Below are 14,071 nucleotides of genomic sequence, written 5' to 3'. Positions count from 1 at the left end.
GACGATGGTTCAGAGAACAGCGTTGATCGCGGAACTCATGTCGTGGAACGTGCGCCCTATCGTCTTCTCGCCCAGCGCCTTCATGTCCCAGCCCTGGCCGTTGCGGGTCAGTTTGGCCATCACCTGGCCGGTATGGCTGCCCTCCCCCGTCAGGTCGTAGCGCGCCATCTCGCGTCCCGTGGTCAGGTCGACCAACCGGCAATAGGCATTGGCGATCCGCTCGAAGCTGTCGCCCTGAAAGCTGTTGACCGTGAAGATCAAAGTCTGAACCGAGGATGGAACGCGAGACAGATCGACATTGATCGTCTCGTCATCGCCATCGCCAGCACCGGTCCGGTTGTCGCCGCTATGGACGATGCTGCCGTCCTTGCTCGACAATTGGCGGAACCAGACCTCGTCGATCATGCGGCGGTTGCCGTCGAACAGCAGGCATGAGGCATCGAGATCGATATCCCCACCACCGCTGAACATTCCGAACAGCCCCTTACCCTTGCGGACATCCCAGCCCAGTCCCATCGCAACCTTGGTCAGGCTGCCACCATCGGACTTCGCGAGCGAAACCGTCTGTCCCTTTTGCAAGCTAACCATATACGATCATCGCCCCGTTAGATGTACCAATGGTGGCGCGAACAGTGACACAAGGTCAAGGTCGCAACCGCCCGAATTTTTTCATCCATTTTGTTCAATGCAAAAAAGATGACCAATGCCCCTTCATCTTTCTATGCTTGGCATGTGAAGGTGGGATGACATCGAGCAAAGGCGACGGGGGTTTATGATCGAGCGGGATCGCTTGACGGCACTGATCGAATATGTCGAGGCAACCGAACGAGATCGATTGCGCACGGTCAGCGACATGGCGGACTATCGTGCGTTTCGGCGATCGGGTGAGGATATCATCCTTCTTCCCGGCGTCTTGGTCAATGTGCGCGACGGCGACGATCATCGCTGGTTGAGTGTCGACCGCCTCGTCCGCCGCCTGCCACCGGTGCCAAGCGACCCAGAATTGCGGCGCTGGATCGACCTGCGCGACGATGTCGCGCAGGTGCCAAGTCTGCGCCGCGAACTGCCTCGAGAGATGCTCGACGACGCGCTACGCGACGGGATCGAAACGCCCGGCTTGGCGCTGATCGATCACCCTGAAGCTGCGCGTTTGAACGCGGCACTGGAGGGCTACAAACGCGAAATCTGGTCCGCCTGGGCGCTGGAAGAACGGCCCCGCCGCCAAGCGATCGACCTCTACAACAGCCTGTTCGCACTTCGCCAGACGCTGGACGGCGGGTCGGAGCAGCCGGTTGAACTGGTATGGGGCATCGGCGTCGCACGCTGGACCCGGCCATTCGGACGGCTGCATCACCCACTGCTCACCGTCCCGGTCGAACTCACGCTGGACGAGGTTACCCACCGGATCGACATTCGACCGCGCAGTGAAGCCCCATCGGGAATCGAGACTGCCCCGCTCGACGCACTCGACGCGCCCTCGGTCGATGAGTGGCAAGCAGGCACGCAGCGCTATCTCGACGCGATGGAGGGCGAAGGCCTATCGCCTTTCGATGCTGAAAGCTTTGCACCGCCGCTACGCCGGGCGGTCGCGCTGCTCGATCCCGACGGGCATTATCTGCCCGATCTCGGCGAACGCCACCCACCGACCGGAGAGACGCTGCAGGTCGATGGTGGCTGGGTCCTGATCGAACGCACGCGGCAGGCGACACAGTTGATGGACGATCTGCGTCGGTTCAAGGCTGCCCTTGTCACGATCGATAATCCGGAAGCTCTGCCCCCCGCCGTCCGTGTCCTGTTGCAACCTCCCGCCGACAGCGCGACGACGGAGGCCTATCCCAGCTATCGCGGCGTCTCGACGGTTCCAGGTGTCACATCCTCGGACGGATCGGGCCATGACCTGTTCTTCCCTATGCCGTTCAATCGCGAACAGGTGGAAGTGATCCAGCGCCTTGCTACTCGACCAGGGGTGGTCGTGCAGGGGCCGCCGGGCACCGGCAAAACCCACACCATCGCGAACATCATCAGTCACTATCTCGCGCTCGGCAAACGGGTGTTGGTCACCTCGCAAAAGGCACCCGCGCTGAAGGTCCTGCGCGACAAGCTGCCCGCCGCCGTCCGCCCGCTTGCTGTCAGCCTTCTCGACAGCGATCGCGACGGACTGAAGCAGTTCCAGGAATCCGTCGACATCATTGCCGACCGGCTGCACCGCACTCGCCCGACGGAGACGGCGCAGCAGATCGCGGTGCTCGATGCCCGGATCGAAGCGATCCATCGCCAGCTCGCCACCATCGACCGGCAGGTGGAGGATATCGGTCGACAGGCCATGACCGGTGCGACCATTGACGGTGCAGCGATCGAACCCGCCGATGCCGCACGACGCGTGATTGCGGCGGGAGAACTGGCGGATTGGCTGCCCGATGCGATCGACATCATCGCCTCGCACGAACCCGAGTTCGACGATGCCGCGATCATCCGGCTGCGCGCGGCACGCAAGGAAGCGGGCGAACGGATCGCGCTGCTCGACCAGCCGCCGCCGCCCGGCGACCTGCCCGATGCGACGGCGATTGGCGCGATACACCGTGATCTGGTCGAGGCCCGCGCGCTTGGTGAACGCACCGGGGGCGATCAGGCACTGGGACGACAGATCGGTGCCGAGGCCGTCGCCACCTTGCACGCGCAGGCCGAGGCTCTGATTACCCTTCGGCGGCAGGCGATGGCGGGCGGTTTTGCCTGGTCGGCCACCGTACGCGACCGCTGGTTAGCCGATGCCGACGATGCCGCGCTGGTCGCCCTCGACGGATTGGCAGAGGAAGCCGGGCAGGTTGCTGCCGAGGCGCGGCACTTTCTAGTCCGCCCAGTTATTTTGCCCGATGACGCCCTCACCGATACTGCTTTCCGCGAGACCGTTGGTCGATCGGCGGCGGGTGAGGATCTCGGCCTGTTTCAGAGCCTGTTCGCGCGACAGCTCAAGACGCAGGTCGCCACCGTCCGGCTTTCGGGCCGCGCACCCGCTGATGCCAGCGAATGGGCCGAGGTTCATCGCTATCTCGCGCTCTGCGATCGGGCGATCCGGCTGGCGGCGGCGTGGAACCATGCGGGACCGCTTGCCGGAGTTGATCCGGTGGCCGGGCAAGAGCCAGCCGCTGCCGAAGCCATGCGGCGGCAGCTTGCACACATCGCCGCCCTTCGCACATTGGCGCACGAAGAGCGGGCATTGGCCGATGGCGTTCGGACAGTCCTGCCCGGATGGCGACGCCCGCTGACCGGCGACGATGCCGCGACCGAGGCGCTGATCATGCTGTGTGACCAGCATCTGCTGGTATTCCGCCTATCCGCCGCCGAACAGGAGCGCGACCGACTGGTGACGCTGGCGCGCACCATTGGCGGCGCCATCGGTGATGAGATACTTGCCATACTGCAGGACATGGTCGGACAGCAGGGCATCGACGCTCATCTGCTCGAACGTCGGTGGCACGCGGCGCTGAGCGAGGTGGCGGTGCTGCGTGCACTGATCCCCAGCTTCGCGACGATCCGCGATCTGACCGCGCTGATCGCCGAAAACGGCGCACCGGTTGGGCGGAGCGACTACGCAGTGAGGCCGTGACAGGCAGCGAAGACGCGCTGACGCCGGGCGACTGGCGCGAACGTTGGACGCTACGCAGGCTGTCCACCTGGCTGCGCCGGGTCGATCGGCACGATCGGCTGCGCGCGCTGGGGCAGGAGCGCGGCGAGCAGGAGTCGCTGTTGCGCCGCGCGTATGAAGAGGCGATCGAACTTCGCACCTGGTGCCGCCTGGCTGAGAAGGCCAGCGATCAGGTTCGCACGGCGCTCGCTTCCTATGCGCAAGCGATGCGAAAGCTGGGGCGCGGCACCGGCATCCGTGCGGGTCGCTATCGTGCCGATGCGCGTGCCGCAGCTGACCGCGCCAAGAACGCCCTGCCCTGCTGGATCATGCCGCATTACCGCGTGTCGGAATCGCTGCCCGCCGAACTGGGCCTGTTCGATTTGGTGGTGATCGACGAAGCGTCGCAATCGACCGTCGCCGCCCTTCCAGCCCTTCTACGGGCCCGCCAAGTCCTAATCGTCGGCGATGATCGGCAGGTCAGTCCGGATGCAGGTTTCCGTGAAGAGGCACGGATGAACCAACTGGCCGACCGCCATCTGGGTGGACAGGTCGCAGACTATCGATCGGCGCTACGCGAGGAAAAGTCGCTATACGACCTGGGTACGGTTGTCTTTGCCGGTGGAGCGATCCTGCTCAAGGAACATTTCCGCTGCGTCGGGCCGATCATCGAATACTCCAAGGCGCAATTCTACAGCCACCAGCTAGTACCGCTGCGCCTGCCATCGGCGTCCGAGCGGCTCGATCCGCCGCTGATCGATATTCTGGTCGAGGACGGCTATCGCCGGGGGAAGGTCAATCCGCCCGAGGTCGACTGTATCGTCGATGCCATCGGTCGCATCGCCGACGATCCGGCGATGCACAAGCGCTCGATCGGCGTGACCACGTTGCTCGGCCAAGAACAAGCCGTCGCGATCATGACAGCGATCGAGCAGGTGCTGGGCTCCGAAGTCCAGCTGCGTCACAACATTCGCGTCGGCGAGCCCGCAGCCTTTCAGGGCGACGAGCGCGACATCATGTTCATTTCGCTGGTCGCGGATGGGAAGAGCAGCGGCCTGTCCGGCCTGGGCTATGAGCAGCGCTTCAACGTCGCCGCATCACGAGCGCGCGACCGGATGGTGCTGGTCCGCTCGGTGGAGTTGGAGGATTTGCGTGCGGCCGACAAACTCCGCCGAAGCCTGATCGAGCATTTCCATGCGCCATTTGCGGGCGACACTGCCATGGTCGCCGATCGCCGAGCCCGCTGTGAGTCGCCATTCGAAATCGAAATGTACGACCTTTTGGTCGAACGGGGTTATCGCGTCGACACGCAGGTGCCGGTGGGTACCAAGCGGATCGACTTGGTTGTCGAGGGCGAGAACGACCGGCGACTGGCGATCGAATGCGACGGCGACCGTTACCACGGCCCCGATCAATGGCCGTACGACATGGCCCGCCAACGCATACTGGAACGAGCGGGTTGGACCGTGTGGCGCTGCTTCGCCTCGCGTTTCGTTCGCGAACGTGATGGTGTCATGGCCGAATTGATCGCTTTGCTGGATTCTCGCGGAATTGAGCCACAACGGGAGGAAGGTGCCCCGCCGAGCCGCTTCACGGAGCACCGCCGATGGCGCAGCACGCCAGAACAATCGGACCCTGTTCCTTACGCGTGGCTTGTTGCGGAGGATATATTCTGAATATTGCTCGAGAATTAATAGCGGTTCGAAGAAATGAGTTTCCGCTCGCATCTCCTCATAATATCATGTGGGTAAATTGACCGCGACGTATTTGAACGATCTCAAGAGAACCTACTTTCGGAGTTTTTTAACCAAGATATATTGTTGAACATTGCCAAATCCCAGACAAATAAGGGCTTATGACCCCTCAGTACGCCAATGGCATCGACGATAAAGGGAATATGGCCTTTGATATTGCCGCAGGCGAAAGCCTTGCTATGTTGTGCAACTCAACCGCGTTGGTACAGCAAGCAGGTACAGCGTGGCTGATCGCAAGACGCAAAAAGCCCGCAAATCTGCGCTTTTTGTGACTGTGACATCCCTCCCGTAGGGGTCATCATCCTCGCATCGAGGCGCGGAAATCCAGGATTTACGCCAGCTTCACCGTCCGCAGGTATAGCGAACGGGTATAGAAGCGCATGGTGCAGATGATTACACCCTGGAAACATCCCCAGACCGGCATCTACTATCTCTACAAGGAATTGCCGCCGCATCTGCGGGGCGAGATGGGCCGGCGTCAGGTCCGCCGCTCGCTCAAGACGCGCGATCCGGCGGAGGCCAAGCGGCTCTTCGTCCTCGCCCATGCCGAGCTCGAACAGGAGATGGCGGCCGCCGAGGCGCGGATCGCCGCGCAGAAAGTCGCCGACGAAATCTCGCCCGAGCGGGCCAAGATCATCGTCGACGACTTCATCCGCGACCGGCATTCGTCGGGTCGATGGTCACGCTGGCCCACGCTGGGTCTCGTCTGGTGGCTGGAGGACACCGCCCGCCGTGTCTTCAACACCGACTTTCCCCTCGCCGGGCTACCGATGGACGACAGTCCGGAAGCGCTGGCGGCGAAGCGTGGGCAGCCCGTGCCCGGCGACTGCTGGCTCGACGTCGTCCGTATGTATCCGCCGGCGGAATGGCTTAAAGCCAGCGGCATGGTTCTGGTCGACGTGTTCGAGGACCAGGACCCGCCGATCAAGCGCATCCCGGCCAACGACCTCCTCATCATGCAGGCGTGGAACGCCCGCGTCCTGGAGGACAATGAGCGCCTGCGCGCCGACATTGCTGCACCCCGCCGCATCGCCGTCAAGCCGCGGCTGCGACCGGACCTCCGCTTCCGCGAGCTGCTGCAGCTGTGGAACAAGGAGAACGCGCCGAGGCCGCAATCCTATGTCGAGGTGGAGCGCGCGACCGAGGATCTGATCGACTATCTCGGCGACATCCCGGTCGAATCCTTCACCTCCGACATGCTGATGGATTATCGCGACGAGGCGAAGAATCTGCCCGCGACCATGCCGCGCGCGGACCGCGCCCTGCCCTTCAACGAACGCCTGGCCCGCCACGCGCATAGCGGCACGCCGCGCGTCAGTCCGCCAACGCTGAAGAAGCGGGTCGGATCGATCCAGGCGCTGCTCAGCTTCGCGCATCAGCAGCGCTGGATTTCCCAGAATGCCGGCACCGGGGTCAAGATCACCGGCTTCAGCCGGGTGGCGCGGGGTCGCCGCAGTTTTATGCCGGGCGAACTGGCGCAGCTGTTCGCCTCCGATCTGTTCCTGCGGCCGGATCGCCTGCTCGACCGGCGCACCGACATCAGGGACGTGACACTCTACTGGCTATTCCTGCTCGGGCTCACCTCGGGCGCGCGGCTCGAGGAAGTCGGCCAGGCGCGCGTCCAGGACGTGAAGGCCGATGGCGGGATCCTTTACATCGACATCGACGATCTGATGGATGACGAGGCCGATCCGAACCTGCCCGAGAAAAGCGTGAAGACCACGGGCTCGCGGCGGATCATCCCGATCCACGAGCATGTCCTGACGCTCGGCTTCGAGCGGTATGTCAGCGCGCTGAAGGACGCCGGGAGCGAACTGCTGTTTCCGGACCTCCGCCCCAGCACCTTCGGCAAGCTGACCAAGGAGGCCAGCCGCCGGCTCAACCGCTACATCAACGCTATCGTCAGCACGGATCTACACGCACCTGTCCAACGCGGAACGGGGGTTGCCAGCGTTACCGCTCACGCCGCTGGGACCGGCGCTAACCCAGGCGGTGCGCGATGGCGAGATCGTTGGAGCGAATGAACGGAACCGACAGCGGATCGCTGCCAATGAAGCGCTTATGACGCGCGAGCGTGCGCGCCGACGTGCCGAACGCAAGGCGATCGATGAGCGATATCGGCAAGTCCCGACATCACTCGAGCCGGCACCCCCGGTCCCATCTGGTCGGGCGCTCAAGCCTGTCTCTGTGGGACGGGCCATGAGGCATGACCTGCTTCTGCCCCATGCTCCGCTCGTTAAAGCCCTGTCCCGGACATCGCGGACATTTCCAGTGCCGACCGTCGTGCGGTCGATCTCGGCCATTCCTGGCCGTCTCCCGTTGCCGATCCTCGATCGAAGGGAAGACATTACGATTGAATGGGCGCCCTTGCCCGATATGGCCGCCATGCCGCCCCGAGCGCAAAGATCGGCTCAACCGCTGTCCGTCCTAGCTCTGGATGCACTTATCCACACCGACCTTTCCCGCAGAGTGGTGGAGAGCTTGCGCCTGATCGAAGAGGCGGTGGCGCGCCGCGCGGAACGCGCCGCGCGTAAACACCGCGAAGCGGCGAGACGTCAGCGTCCCGCCACCCCGGACATCACGGATTGGTGATGACGCATGCCGTGACTTGTCGATCAACCATCACGTGTCGCCGTGCATCGCGGATACGAGCGCCTCGGTGACCAGCGTGACGATGGCTGCCGGACCGCCGCCGACCTTTTGCCATTTTGGCGACAGGCGCACCGAGATACCGTTGCGCGGATCTCGCTTGACGCTCCCGAAGACAGCGCCCTGTACGTCCCGGATTTCGCTCGCCGCTGCAGTTCGCTCACCGGTGCGCAGATATCGCGCGACAGCGGGACCAGCCAGCGTGACATTCGCCGCCGCCAACTCTTGAGCCCGCTCTTTCATGACCTGCTGCTGTTCCTCATCGGCCAACCCCGGCCCGATCATCGCCGCGAAATTTTCGGACAGGCCTTCGGGATCGGTGACGATGTCGGTCACCCAATTGGGTAGCGACGCCAGGACGCACAGGTGCGACACCTTGGCCTGATCCATCGCCAACGCGCGCGCCACCGCCGCCTGGCTTTCCTCAACATTGTCGAGCGTCCACTTCACCGAGCGCGCCAGTTCCATCGCTGTCGGTGCTGCTCTTCCGGTATTACACGCCGTGGCGAAGGCAACCGCCTCCAGCCGCTTGAAGTCTGCGATTCGCACCGGCAAGCGCACTTCGATGCCGCGCGAACGAAGATGCATGACGATGGCATGGCGACGATTGCCGGACAGGATCACTGTTCGTCCCTGCATCATCGTGAGGATGAGAGGATCGATAATCCCGTGGGCCTCAATGTCGGCTGCCAGGTCCGCATCGCGCCGCTCGTCATACCGATAGCCTGCGCGCGGTGCTCCGGCGAAGGTATGACAGACTGTCGGATCGCGGAACATGACCGGCCCAAGCACGCTGCCGGCCTCTGGCATGTCGAAGTCGACGAGCGGGAGTACCGTCTTCCTCTGCAGAGCGTCGGGAATGGCTTCTGTAGAGTTGCTTATCTCTCCATTGATGTCTGCGTGATCGAGCGCCAGGTCGGTCTGATGGTCCATCTATCGTCTCCTTGCCGCGACATGCGGCACGGAATTGATTGACCGGATCAGTGTGCTCGTCTTGGGATGGCCAATGTCAAAGCAGTGCGACAAGCGGATCCAGGCGACCGGGCTTGGCCCTGCAAACAGGCGTAGTTTCATGTTTTCCGCCGCTTACCGGATGGTACGTTCCGCAAAGATGACGCCTTCATAAACGTCGCCTTTTCTCGGCATTGAGCGGCATGAAAACCTACCCCCTAGTCCGTGCTTTCATAACAAATCGAATCGGACTTGACGCTAAGTCGAGCTAGGTAGAGTTATGGCGTATGCCTCGTTCACGCACACTCTCTCCCCATGCCCGGACGATCCTGGCCGTTCTCCTCGATGCCGGCTGCCAGTGGTCGCACGGCTATGAACTGGTTCGGCTCGCCGGTGTGAAATCCGGCACGCTCTATCCCCTCCTGATCCGCCTCGAAGCGCAGGGCTACCTCGAAGCGGAATGGCAGCCGCCGACCGAAGGGGGACGGCCGCCACGGCACGCCTATCGCCTGACGGCGAGCGGCGTGCAGCTCGCCCGTGCCAATCCCCCCGAACCGGCGGTGGGTCCGGCGCCGCACCGCGGGCGGGCAACGATATGAGCATCGGCCTGCGCCGCGGTCTCACGATCCTCTCCTGCCGTCTCCTGCAAGCTGTCCTGCCCCCCTCGTTGCAGTCGTGGGGGTGGGCAGTCCAGTATGAGGCAGCCAGCATTCAGGACGACACCAAGGCGCTCCTGTTCACCCTCGACAGCCTGAGCGGCCTCCTGCCGCGCGCGATCGTAGCACAGCTGCTCCATCCCTTTGCCGAAGGATCGATTACAATGAACCTTCTCCACGCCACGATGCGCCGTCCCCGGGCCCTCGGCGTCCTATGCGCGATCGGTGCGGCCTTGCTGGGGATCGTCTATATGACGATCGCCGGCGCACCGCTGCGCTATCTCGGGATCAACATCGGGGCACTGGCGATCGGCCTCTCGATGCTGGGAATGCTCGGCCACGCAACGACGGCAGACCGACGCTGGGCCGACGCCGCGATCGTCACGATGGCAGGCGCATTGCTCGCGACCGCGCTGCTCGGTGCAAAGGTCGATGGCGCGGTGCGCTGGGTGAACCTTGCGGGTCTGGCGATCCAACCGAGCCTCATCCTGCTGCCGGTGCTGCTCGTCGCTTTCGCCCGCACCCACAGCGCGACCGCGACGACAGGTATCGTCATCGCCGCAGCCGCGATGGCGCTTCAGCCCGACAGGGCGATGGCCGGAATGCTCGCGCTATCCGTCGCCATCCTCGCCGCCACCCGCCGCGATCGACGCACCGTCATCGCATTTGCGGCCGGCGTAGCCGGGTTCGCCGCAACCCTGATGCGCGCCGACACGCTGCCGGCTGTCCCCTATGTCGACCATATCCTCTATTCCTCGTTCGACGTTCACGCGGGCGCCGGCCTCGCGGTGTGGGGCGGCGCGGCACTGATGCTCGTTCCGGGGATCGTCGGTTTCAGCCGCGATCCTGACAATCGGATGGTGTACGCCGCATTCGGCGCGGCCTGGTTTGCCGCGATCGTCGCTGCGGCGCTCGGCAATTATCCGACCCCGGTCGTCGGCTACGGCGGCAGCGCGATCGTCGGCTACGTGGTGAGCCTCGTCGCGCTGCCGAAGCTAACAGCCGTGCCCACTCGAATCAGCGCGCGTACACAAGATTTGGCGGAGCGATCGCCGTCTGACCTCGACCTCTTCGTCGCGCTGGCCTGATCGCCATGTCGAACCGCAGCAACAGCCTCCAGCGGGTAGCCGCTTTCGCCGTCCGACGCCCCAACCGATACTGGCTGATCGGTGCATTGGTCGTAGCGGTGTTCTATTATGCCTGGGGTCAGGTGACTCAGCGACGCGGCAATCAGGTCGTCGTGTTCCGTCCCGCCGCGCAGAGCTGCGGCAGCGATGGGCCGCTTCGCTACTGCATCTACCATGACCAGCGCGGGACGAACGGCGACGTTCTCTATCATCTGCATGGCCGCAACCTCGACGAACGCAGCTGGAACGACGACACCTATCTCACCGCGATGGTGCAGGCCGAGTGGCAGCGCAGCACCACGTTGCCGCCCACCGTCGTCGAACTGTCCTATGGCCCGACCTGGCTGCTGACCCCCAAGGGTGAGAAGGCCGACAGCGGCTTGCTGGACGACATGATGCGCCGCCTGCCAGCGATCGAGTCGAAGGCGGGCCGTCCGCGCCGTCGCCTTTTGATGGGGGAGTCGATGGGCGGCCTCAACGTCCTGATCGCGGGCCTGTCGCATCCATCGCGCTTCGCCAAGGTCGCGGCGCTTTGCCCCGGCGTCTACACGGTGTCACCCTTTGCATCGTTCGCTGAAATCCGCGCGACGGCGAAGCGGACTGGTGCCGACCCCAAGATGATCTTCGGGGTATGGATGCTGGCGCGGAAATATGCGGCGAACGATGCGGAATGGCAACGCATCTCACCGCTGACCCTGATCGAGCGGGCTGGTTCGAACTACCCTGCGCTCTATCTCTCGAACGGCCTGTACGACGCCTATGGCAATTTTGAGGGTTCGCAGCGACTGGTCGACCGGGCGCGTGCGCGAGGGATCAAGACGGAGTGGCACCCGCTCTATGGCGGGCACTGCGTCACGGACTCAGCATCGCTCGCAGCATTCCTTTTGTCCTGACGCTTTCCCATCGGGATCGATTCCGAGAACGCCCGCGCCGTCTCGCGGGCCGTTCGTTTATGGGAAAGTAAACGTCGATTGGCTTGATTATGTGTGCCGCCAGAATTTTCATCCAGCCGGTGGTAGGGCGGTGAAGATAGCGGCAATGTTGAGAATGCCTCTGCCGAATACGTTATCGGGACCCGGCGTCCCGGCGTCCGTGGTGTTAGCGAGCAGCAACGTGACGATCTGCGCGCCCGTCAGGTTGGGCCGCGCCTGCGCGACCAGAGCCACCGCACCACTGATCGCAGCGGCGGCCGGCGAGGTGCCGCTGTAGCGGACGAGGCTACCGTTGCGATCGGTCATCACGACGTCCCGCGACAAGGCCGTCAAATACCAGGCGGCCGCCGGACTGCCCCCCGCCCGATTTGCGAGCTGATAGTCGAAGGCTCCGGACATGTCGTGCCCGCCTGCGATGATCACCCACCCTGGAGCCGCTTCGGCGAAGGAACGCGAGAGGAGCAGCGGCTGACGTGCGTCGCCGTTGTTGTTACCAGCGCTGATCACCGTGACGATGCCGGCGGCCGCGGCACGGCGGACGGCTGCTATGAGGGTCTCGTGAGTGACGTCCGTCGTCGCCGAGATGTTGATGACCCGGACCTTCGCGTCGATGGCAGCATCGATCGCGCGGATGAGCAACTCGGCCGAAGCCGGGCAATCGTCGGCGGAACGACAGGTCGCCGGGTTTGATGCGTTTAAGGACACAAGCGTCGCTTCGGGGGCGACGCCATGCATGCCGCGACTGTCGCGTGCCGCAAGCGCTACAGACGCCATCAGCGTGCCGTGACCACTGGGATCGGTCAAACCGCGCGTCCCGGCCATGTCGGCGCTGGCAGGATCGATCCGGCTGCTGAACTCGGTCAGACCTGGGGTGATGCCGGTGTCGATGATCGCAATCTTGACGCCGCGGCCGGTCGCGCCTGCACGATAGGCGGCGTCGGCGTTCGCTGAGGCTGCGGAGTTCGATTGTTGGTCCTCGATCTGTTGAGCGGTGAGGGGCGACGTAGATGAGGGGGTAGGCGTCGGCGATGTGCCGGAGGATGAAGGGCCAGGCACTACCACGACCGTCCCGCTGGCTCCTTCGCCGCCTCCGCCGCACGCGGCGAGCAGCGCCGCCGGAATCAATGCAGAGACATGAAGCCATCTTGCCCGGAAGAGGAACAGGCGGCGCACGCGACGGTGACGGGGTGCCGCCGACGAGGTTCCTTTCCCTGTCGTTGCCTCGCCGTCGCTGCCGTCCCGCATCATCACATTGGCCCCCGTCGCATGACGCTGTTAAAAGCAATGCATACCCCGTATGATGATGATAAATTTTCGTCAAACAGAAAGTCGTCCATGCCTTACGGTTATTTTCTTCCTCCGCGCAAGGCGCGTCTGTGCCGGTTGGCAGGCGTACTATTCCTCCTGAGTGCAGCCGTCATGCCGGTCGTGATCGCGGCCGCAGGCTTGACGCCAGGCGCCGGGCCGATCTGCGGCGGAGGCTATGGCTGCGTCTGGAACGCCCGGGCTGCGACGTTATTACCGGAGGAAAGCCGGATGTTGATCGAGATGTCGCCGCCCGCTCGCGCCCAGTTTGACGCTCATGTTGCGCGAACCGATGTTCGCATCGGGCTAACTGCCATCGCGGCGATCGACCTTTTGCCCTTCATGGCGTTGCTCAGCAGCGTCGGGGTCGCGCTACGGCGCCTGGGCGGTAGCGGCGCCGATACGCTCGAAAGGGCGCTGCCGTGGCTCCGCCGCGCCTCGCTGGCGGCGATCGTCTGGACGCTCGCCGGTCCGGTTCACCAAAGTGCACTGGAGACATGGCTGTCGCCTGGCATGCCCTCCGGCTTCCAGATCATCACAACGATCCTGCTCGCCCCGATTGCCGGCGGCCTTCTGCTCGCCTTTGCCGCTTACGCGGCGATCTGGGCGGTCGAGGCGGCGTTGAAGGCACGGCGCGACCTGGACCGTTTCGTCTGATGCCGATGATCGTCCAACTCGACGTCATGCTCGCGAAGCGGAAGGTGCGGTCGAAGCAACTGGCAGAAGCGATCGGCATTACCGAATCGAACCTGTCCTTGCTCAAGGCGGGCAAGGTCAAGGGCGTGCGATTCTCCACCTTGTCCGCTATCTGCCGCTACCTCGATTGCCAGCCGGGCGATATCCTCTCCTATGAAGCGTCCGACGACGACCTTCGCCCGGATCCTAGGGTCAGGACCCATTGATGTGAGCATCGCGATCTGATTCAGGCTCCGCAAGGAGACTGGAATGAGCGACCTGTTTTGGCTGACGGATGAGCAGATGGAGCGGCTGCGACCGTTCTTTCCCAAGAGCCATGGTAAGCCGCGCGTGGATGACCAGCGGGTGCTGAGCGGCATCGTGTTCGTCAACAAGAATG

At 63.8% G+C, this 14,071-nt stretch carries 13 protein-coding genes and 1 pseudogene; 11 read left to right on the top strand and 3 right to left on the bottom strand.

The window, feature by feature from the left end; translation table 11 throughout:
* Positions 1-9 precede the first annotated feature (9 nt).
* Positions 10-588 carry a TerD family protein gene (locus NZL82_RS18045; protein WP_261271133.1) on the bottom strand — a complete coding sequence of 193 codons (579 nt, stop codon included), beginning with the start codon at positions 586-588 and terminating at the stop codon, positions 10-12.
* 184 nt (positions 589-772) lie between these two features.
* On the opposite strand from NZL82_RS18045, the gene NZL82_RS18040 reads away from it, so the two are divergent.
* From NZL82_RS18040 to NZL82_RS18020, 5 genes are all read left to right on the top strand, one after another.
* Entirely contained in the window at positions 773-3,604 is a 2,832-nt protein-coding gene (locus NZL82_RS18040; protein ID WP_261271132.1) for an AAA family ATPase, read from the top strand.
* Positions 3,601-5,298: an AAA domain-containing protein gene (locus tag NZL82_RS18035; RefSeq protein ID WP_261271131.1), complete on the top strand. Its 1,698-nt coding sequence runs from the start codon at positions 3,601-3,603 to the stop codon at positions 5,296-5,298. Before NZL82_RS18040 ends, NZL82_RS18035 begins: the two co-directional genes overlap by 4 nt.
* Before the next feature lie 179 nt (positions 5,299-5,477).
* Entirely contained in the window at positions 5,478-5,648 is a 171-nt protein-coding gene (locus tag NZL82_RS18030) for a hypothetical protein (RefSeq protein WP_261271130.1), read from the top strand.
* A gap of 108 nt (positions 5,649-5,756) precedes the next feature.
* Entirely contained in the window at positions 5,757-7,400 is a 1,644-nt protein-coding gene (locus NZL82_RS18025) for a DUF6538 domain-containing protein (protein WP_261271129.1), read from the top strand.
* Between the two features lie 247 nt (positions 7,401-7,647).
* A complete protein-coding gene (locus NZL82_RS18020; protein WP_261271128.1) occupies positions 7,648-7,968 on the top strand; it encodes a hypothetical protein in 321 nt (106 codons plus the stop codon).
* 30 nt (positions 7,969-7,998) lie between these two features.
* Here NZL82_RS18020 and NZL82_RS18015 read toward each other — a convergent pair whose 3' ends face one another.
* Entirely contained in the window at positions 7,999-8,958 is a 960-nt protein-coding gene (locus NZL82_RS18015) for a ParB N-terminal domain-containing protein (protein WP_261271127.1), read from the bottom strand.
* A 305-nt stretch (positions 8,959-9,263) separates the two neighbouring features.
* On the opposite strand from NZL82_RS18015, the gene NZL82_RS18010 reads away from it, so the two are divergent.
* Genes NZL82_RS18010 through NZL82_RS18000 form a run of 3 tightly spaced genes read left to right on the top strand, consistent with a single transcriptional unit; the run spans position 9,264 to position 11,652 of the window.
* The gene (locus tag NZL82_RS18010) at positions 9,264-9,575 is read left to right on the top strand and encodes a PadR family transcriptional regulator (protein WP_261271126.1); all 312 of its coding nucleotides are present in this window, start codon (positions 9,264-9,266) and stop codon (positions 9,573-9,575) included.
* Positions 9,572-10,720: a hypothetical protein gene (locus NZL82_RS18005; RefSeq protein WP_261271125.1), complete on the top strand. Its 1,149-nt coding sequence runs from the start codon at positions 9,572-9,574 to the stop codon at positions 10,718-10,720. The genes NZL82_RS18010 and NZL82_RS18005 overlap by 4 nt, the downstream gene beginning before the upstream one ends.
* 5 nt (positions 10,721-10,725) lie before the next feature.
* Complete coding sequence (locus tag NZL82_RS18000) at positions 10,726-11,652, top strand: esterase family protein (RefSeq protein ID WP_261271124.1); 927 nt, start codon at positions 10,726-10,728, stop codon at positions 11,650-11,652.
* Between the two features lie 108 nt (positions 11,653-11,760).
* Here NZL82_RS18000 and NZL82_RS17995 read toward each other — a convergent pair whose 3' ends face one another.
* The gene (locus NZL82_RS17995; RefSeq protein WP_261271123.1) at positions 11,761-12,864 is read right to left on the bottom strand and encodes a S8 family peptidase; all 1,104 of its coding nucleotides are present in this window, start codon (positions 12,862-12,864) and stop codon (positions 11,761-11,763) included.
* Positions 12,865-12,957: 93 nt separating this feature from the next.
* On the opposite strand from NZL82_RS17995, the gene NZL82_RS17990 reads away from it, so the two are divergent.
* From NZL82_RS17990 to NZL82_RS17980, 3 genes and pseudogenes are all read left to right on the top strand, one after another.
* The gene (locus NZL82_RS17990) at positions 12,958-13,653 is read left to right on the top strand and encodes a hypothetical protein (RefSeq protein ID WP_261271122.1); all 696 of its coding nucleotides are present in this window, start codon (positions 12,958-12,960) and stop codon (positions 13,651-13,653) included.
* On the top strand, positions 13,653-13,898 hold the full coding sequence (locus NZL82_RS17985; RefSeq protein WP_261271121.1) for a helix-turn-helix transcriptional regulator: 246 nt from the start codon (positions 13,653-13,655) through the stop codon (positions 13,896-13,898). The genes NZL82_RS17990 and NZL82_RS17985 overlap by 1 nt, the downstream gene beginning before the upstream one ends.
* Before the next feature lie 43 nt (positions 13,899-13,941).
* Positions 13,942-14,071: pseudogene (locus NZL82_RS17980) on the top strand (IS5/IS1182 family transposase); the annotation flags it as partial.

The sequence above is a fragment of the Sphingomonas sp. LC-1 genome, from assembly GCF_025371035.1.
Lineage (GTDB): Bacteria > Pseudomonadota > Alphaproteobacteria > Sphingomonadales > Sphingomonadaceae > Sphingomonas > Sphingomonas sanguinis_E.
The sequence above is the reverse complement of the archived record's forward strand: the minus strand, read 5'-3'. Positions and strand labels throughout refer to the sequence as shown.

Bases quoted from the DNA above. Each gene is read 5' to 3' on its own strand.
- NZL82_RS18045 (WP_261271133.1), bottom strand. From the start codon at position 588: ATGGTTAGCTTGCAAAAGGGACAGACGGTTTCGCTCGCGAAGTCCGAT.
- NZL82_RS18040 (WP_261271132.1), top strand. From the start codon at position 773: ATGATCGAGCGGGATCGCTTGACGGCACTGATCGAATATGTCGAGGCA.
- NZL82_RS18030 (WP_261271130.1), top strand. From the start codon at position 5,478: ATGACCCCTCAGTACGCCAATGGCATCGACGATAAAGGGAATATGGCC.
- NZL82_RS18025 (WP_261271129.1), top strand. From the start codon at position 5,757: ATGGTGCAGATGATTACACCCTGGAAACATCCCCAGACCGGCATCTAC.
- NZL82_RS18015 (WP_261271127.1), bottom strand. From the start codon at position 8,958: ATGGACCATCAGACCGACCTGGCGCTCGATCACGCAGACATCAATGGA.
- NZL82_RS18010 (WP_261271126.1), top strand. From the start codon at position 9,264: ATGCCTCGTTCACGCACACTCTCTCCCCATGCCCGGACGATCCTGGCC.
- NZL82_RS18005 (WP_261271125.1), top strand. From the start codon at position 9,572: ATGAGCATCGGCCTGCGCCGCGGTCTCACGATCCTCTCCTGCCGTCTC.
- NZL82_RS18000 (WP_261271124.1), top strand. From the start codon at position 10,726: ATGTCGAACCGCAGCAACAGCCTCCAGCGGGTAGCCGCTTTCGCCGTC.
- NZL82_RS17990 (WP_261271122.1), top strand. From the start codon at position 12,958: ATGACGCTGTTAAAAGCAATGCATACCCCGTATGATGATGATAAATTT.
- NZL82_RS17985 (WP_261271121.1), top strand. From the start codon at position 13,653: ATGCCGATGATCGTCCAACTCGACGTCATGCTCGCGAAGCGGAAGGTG.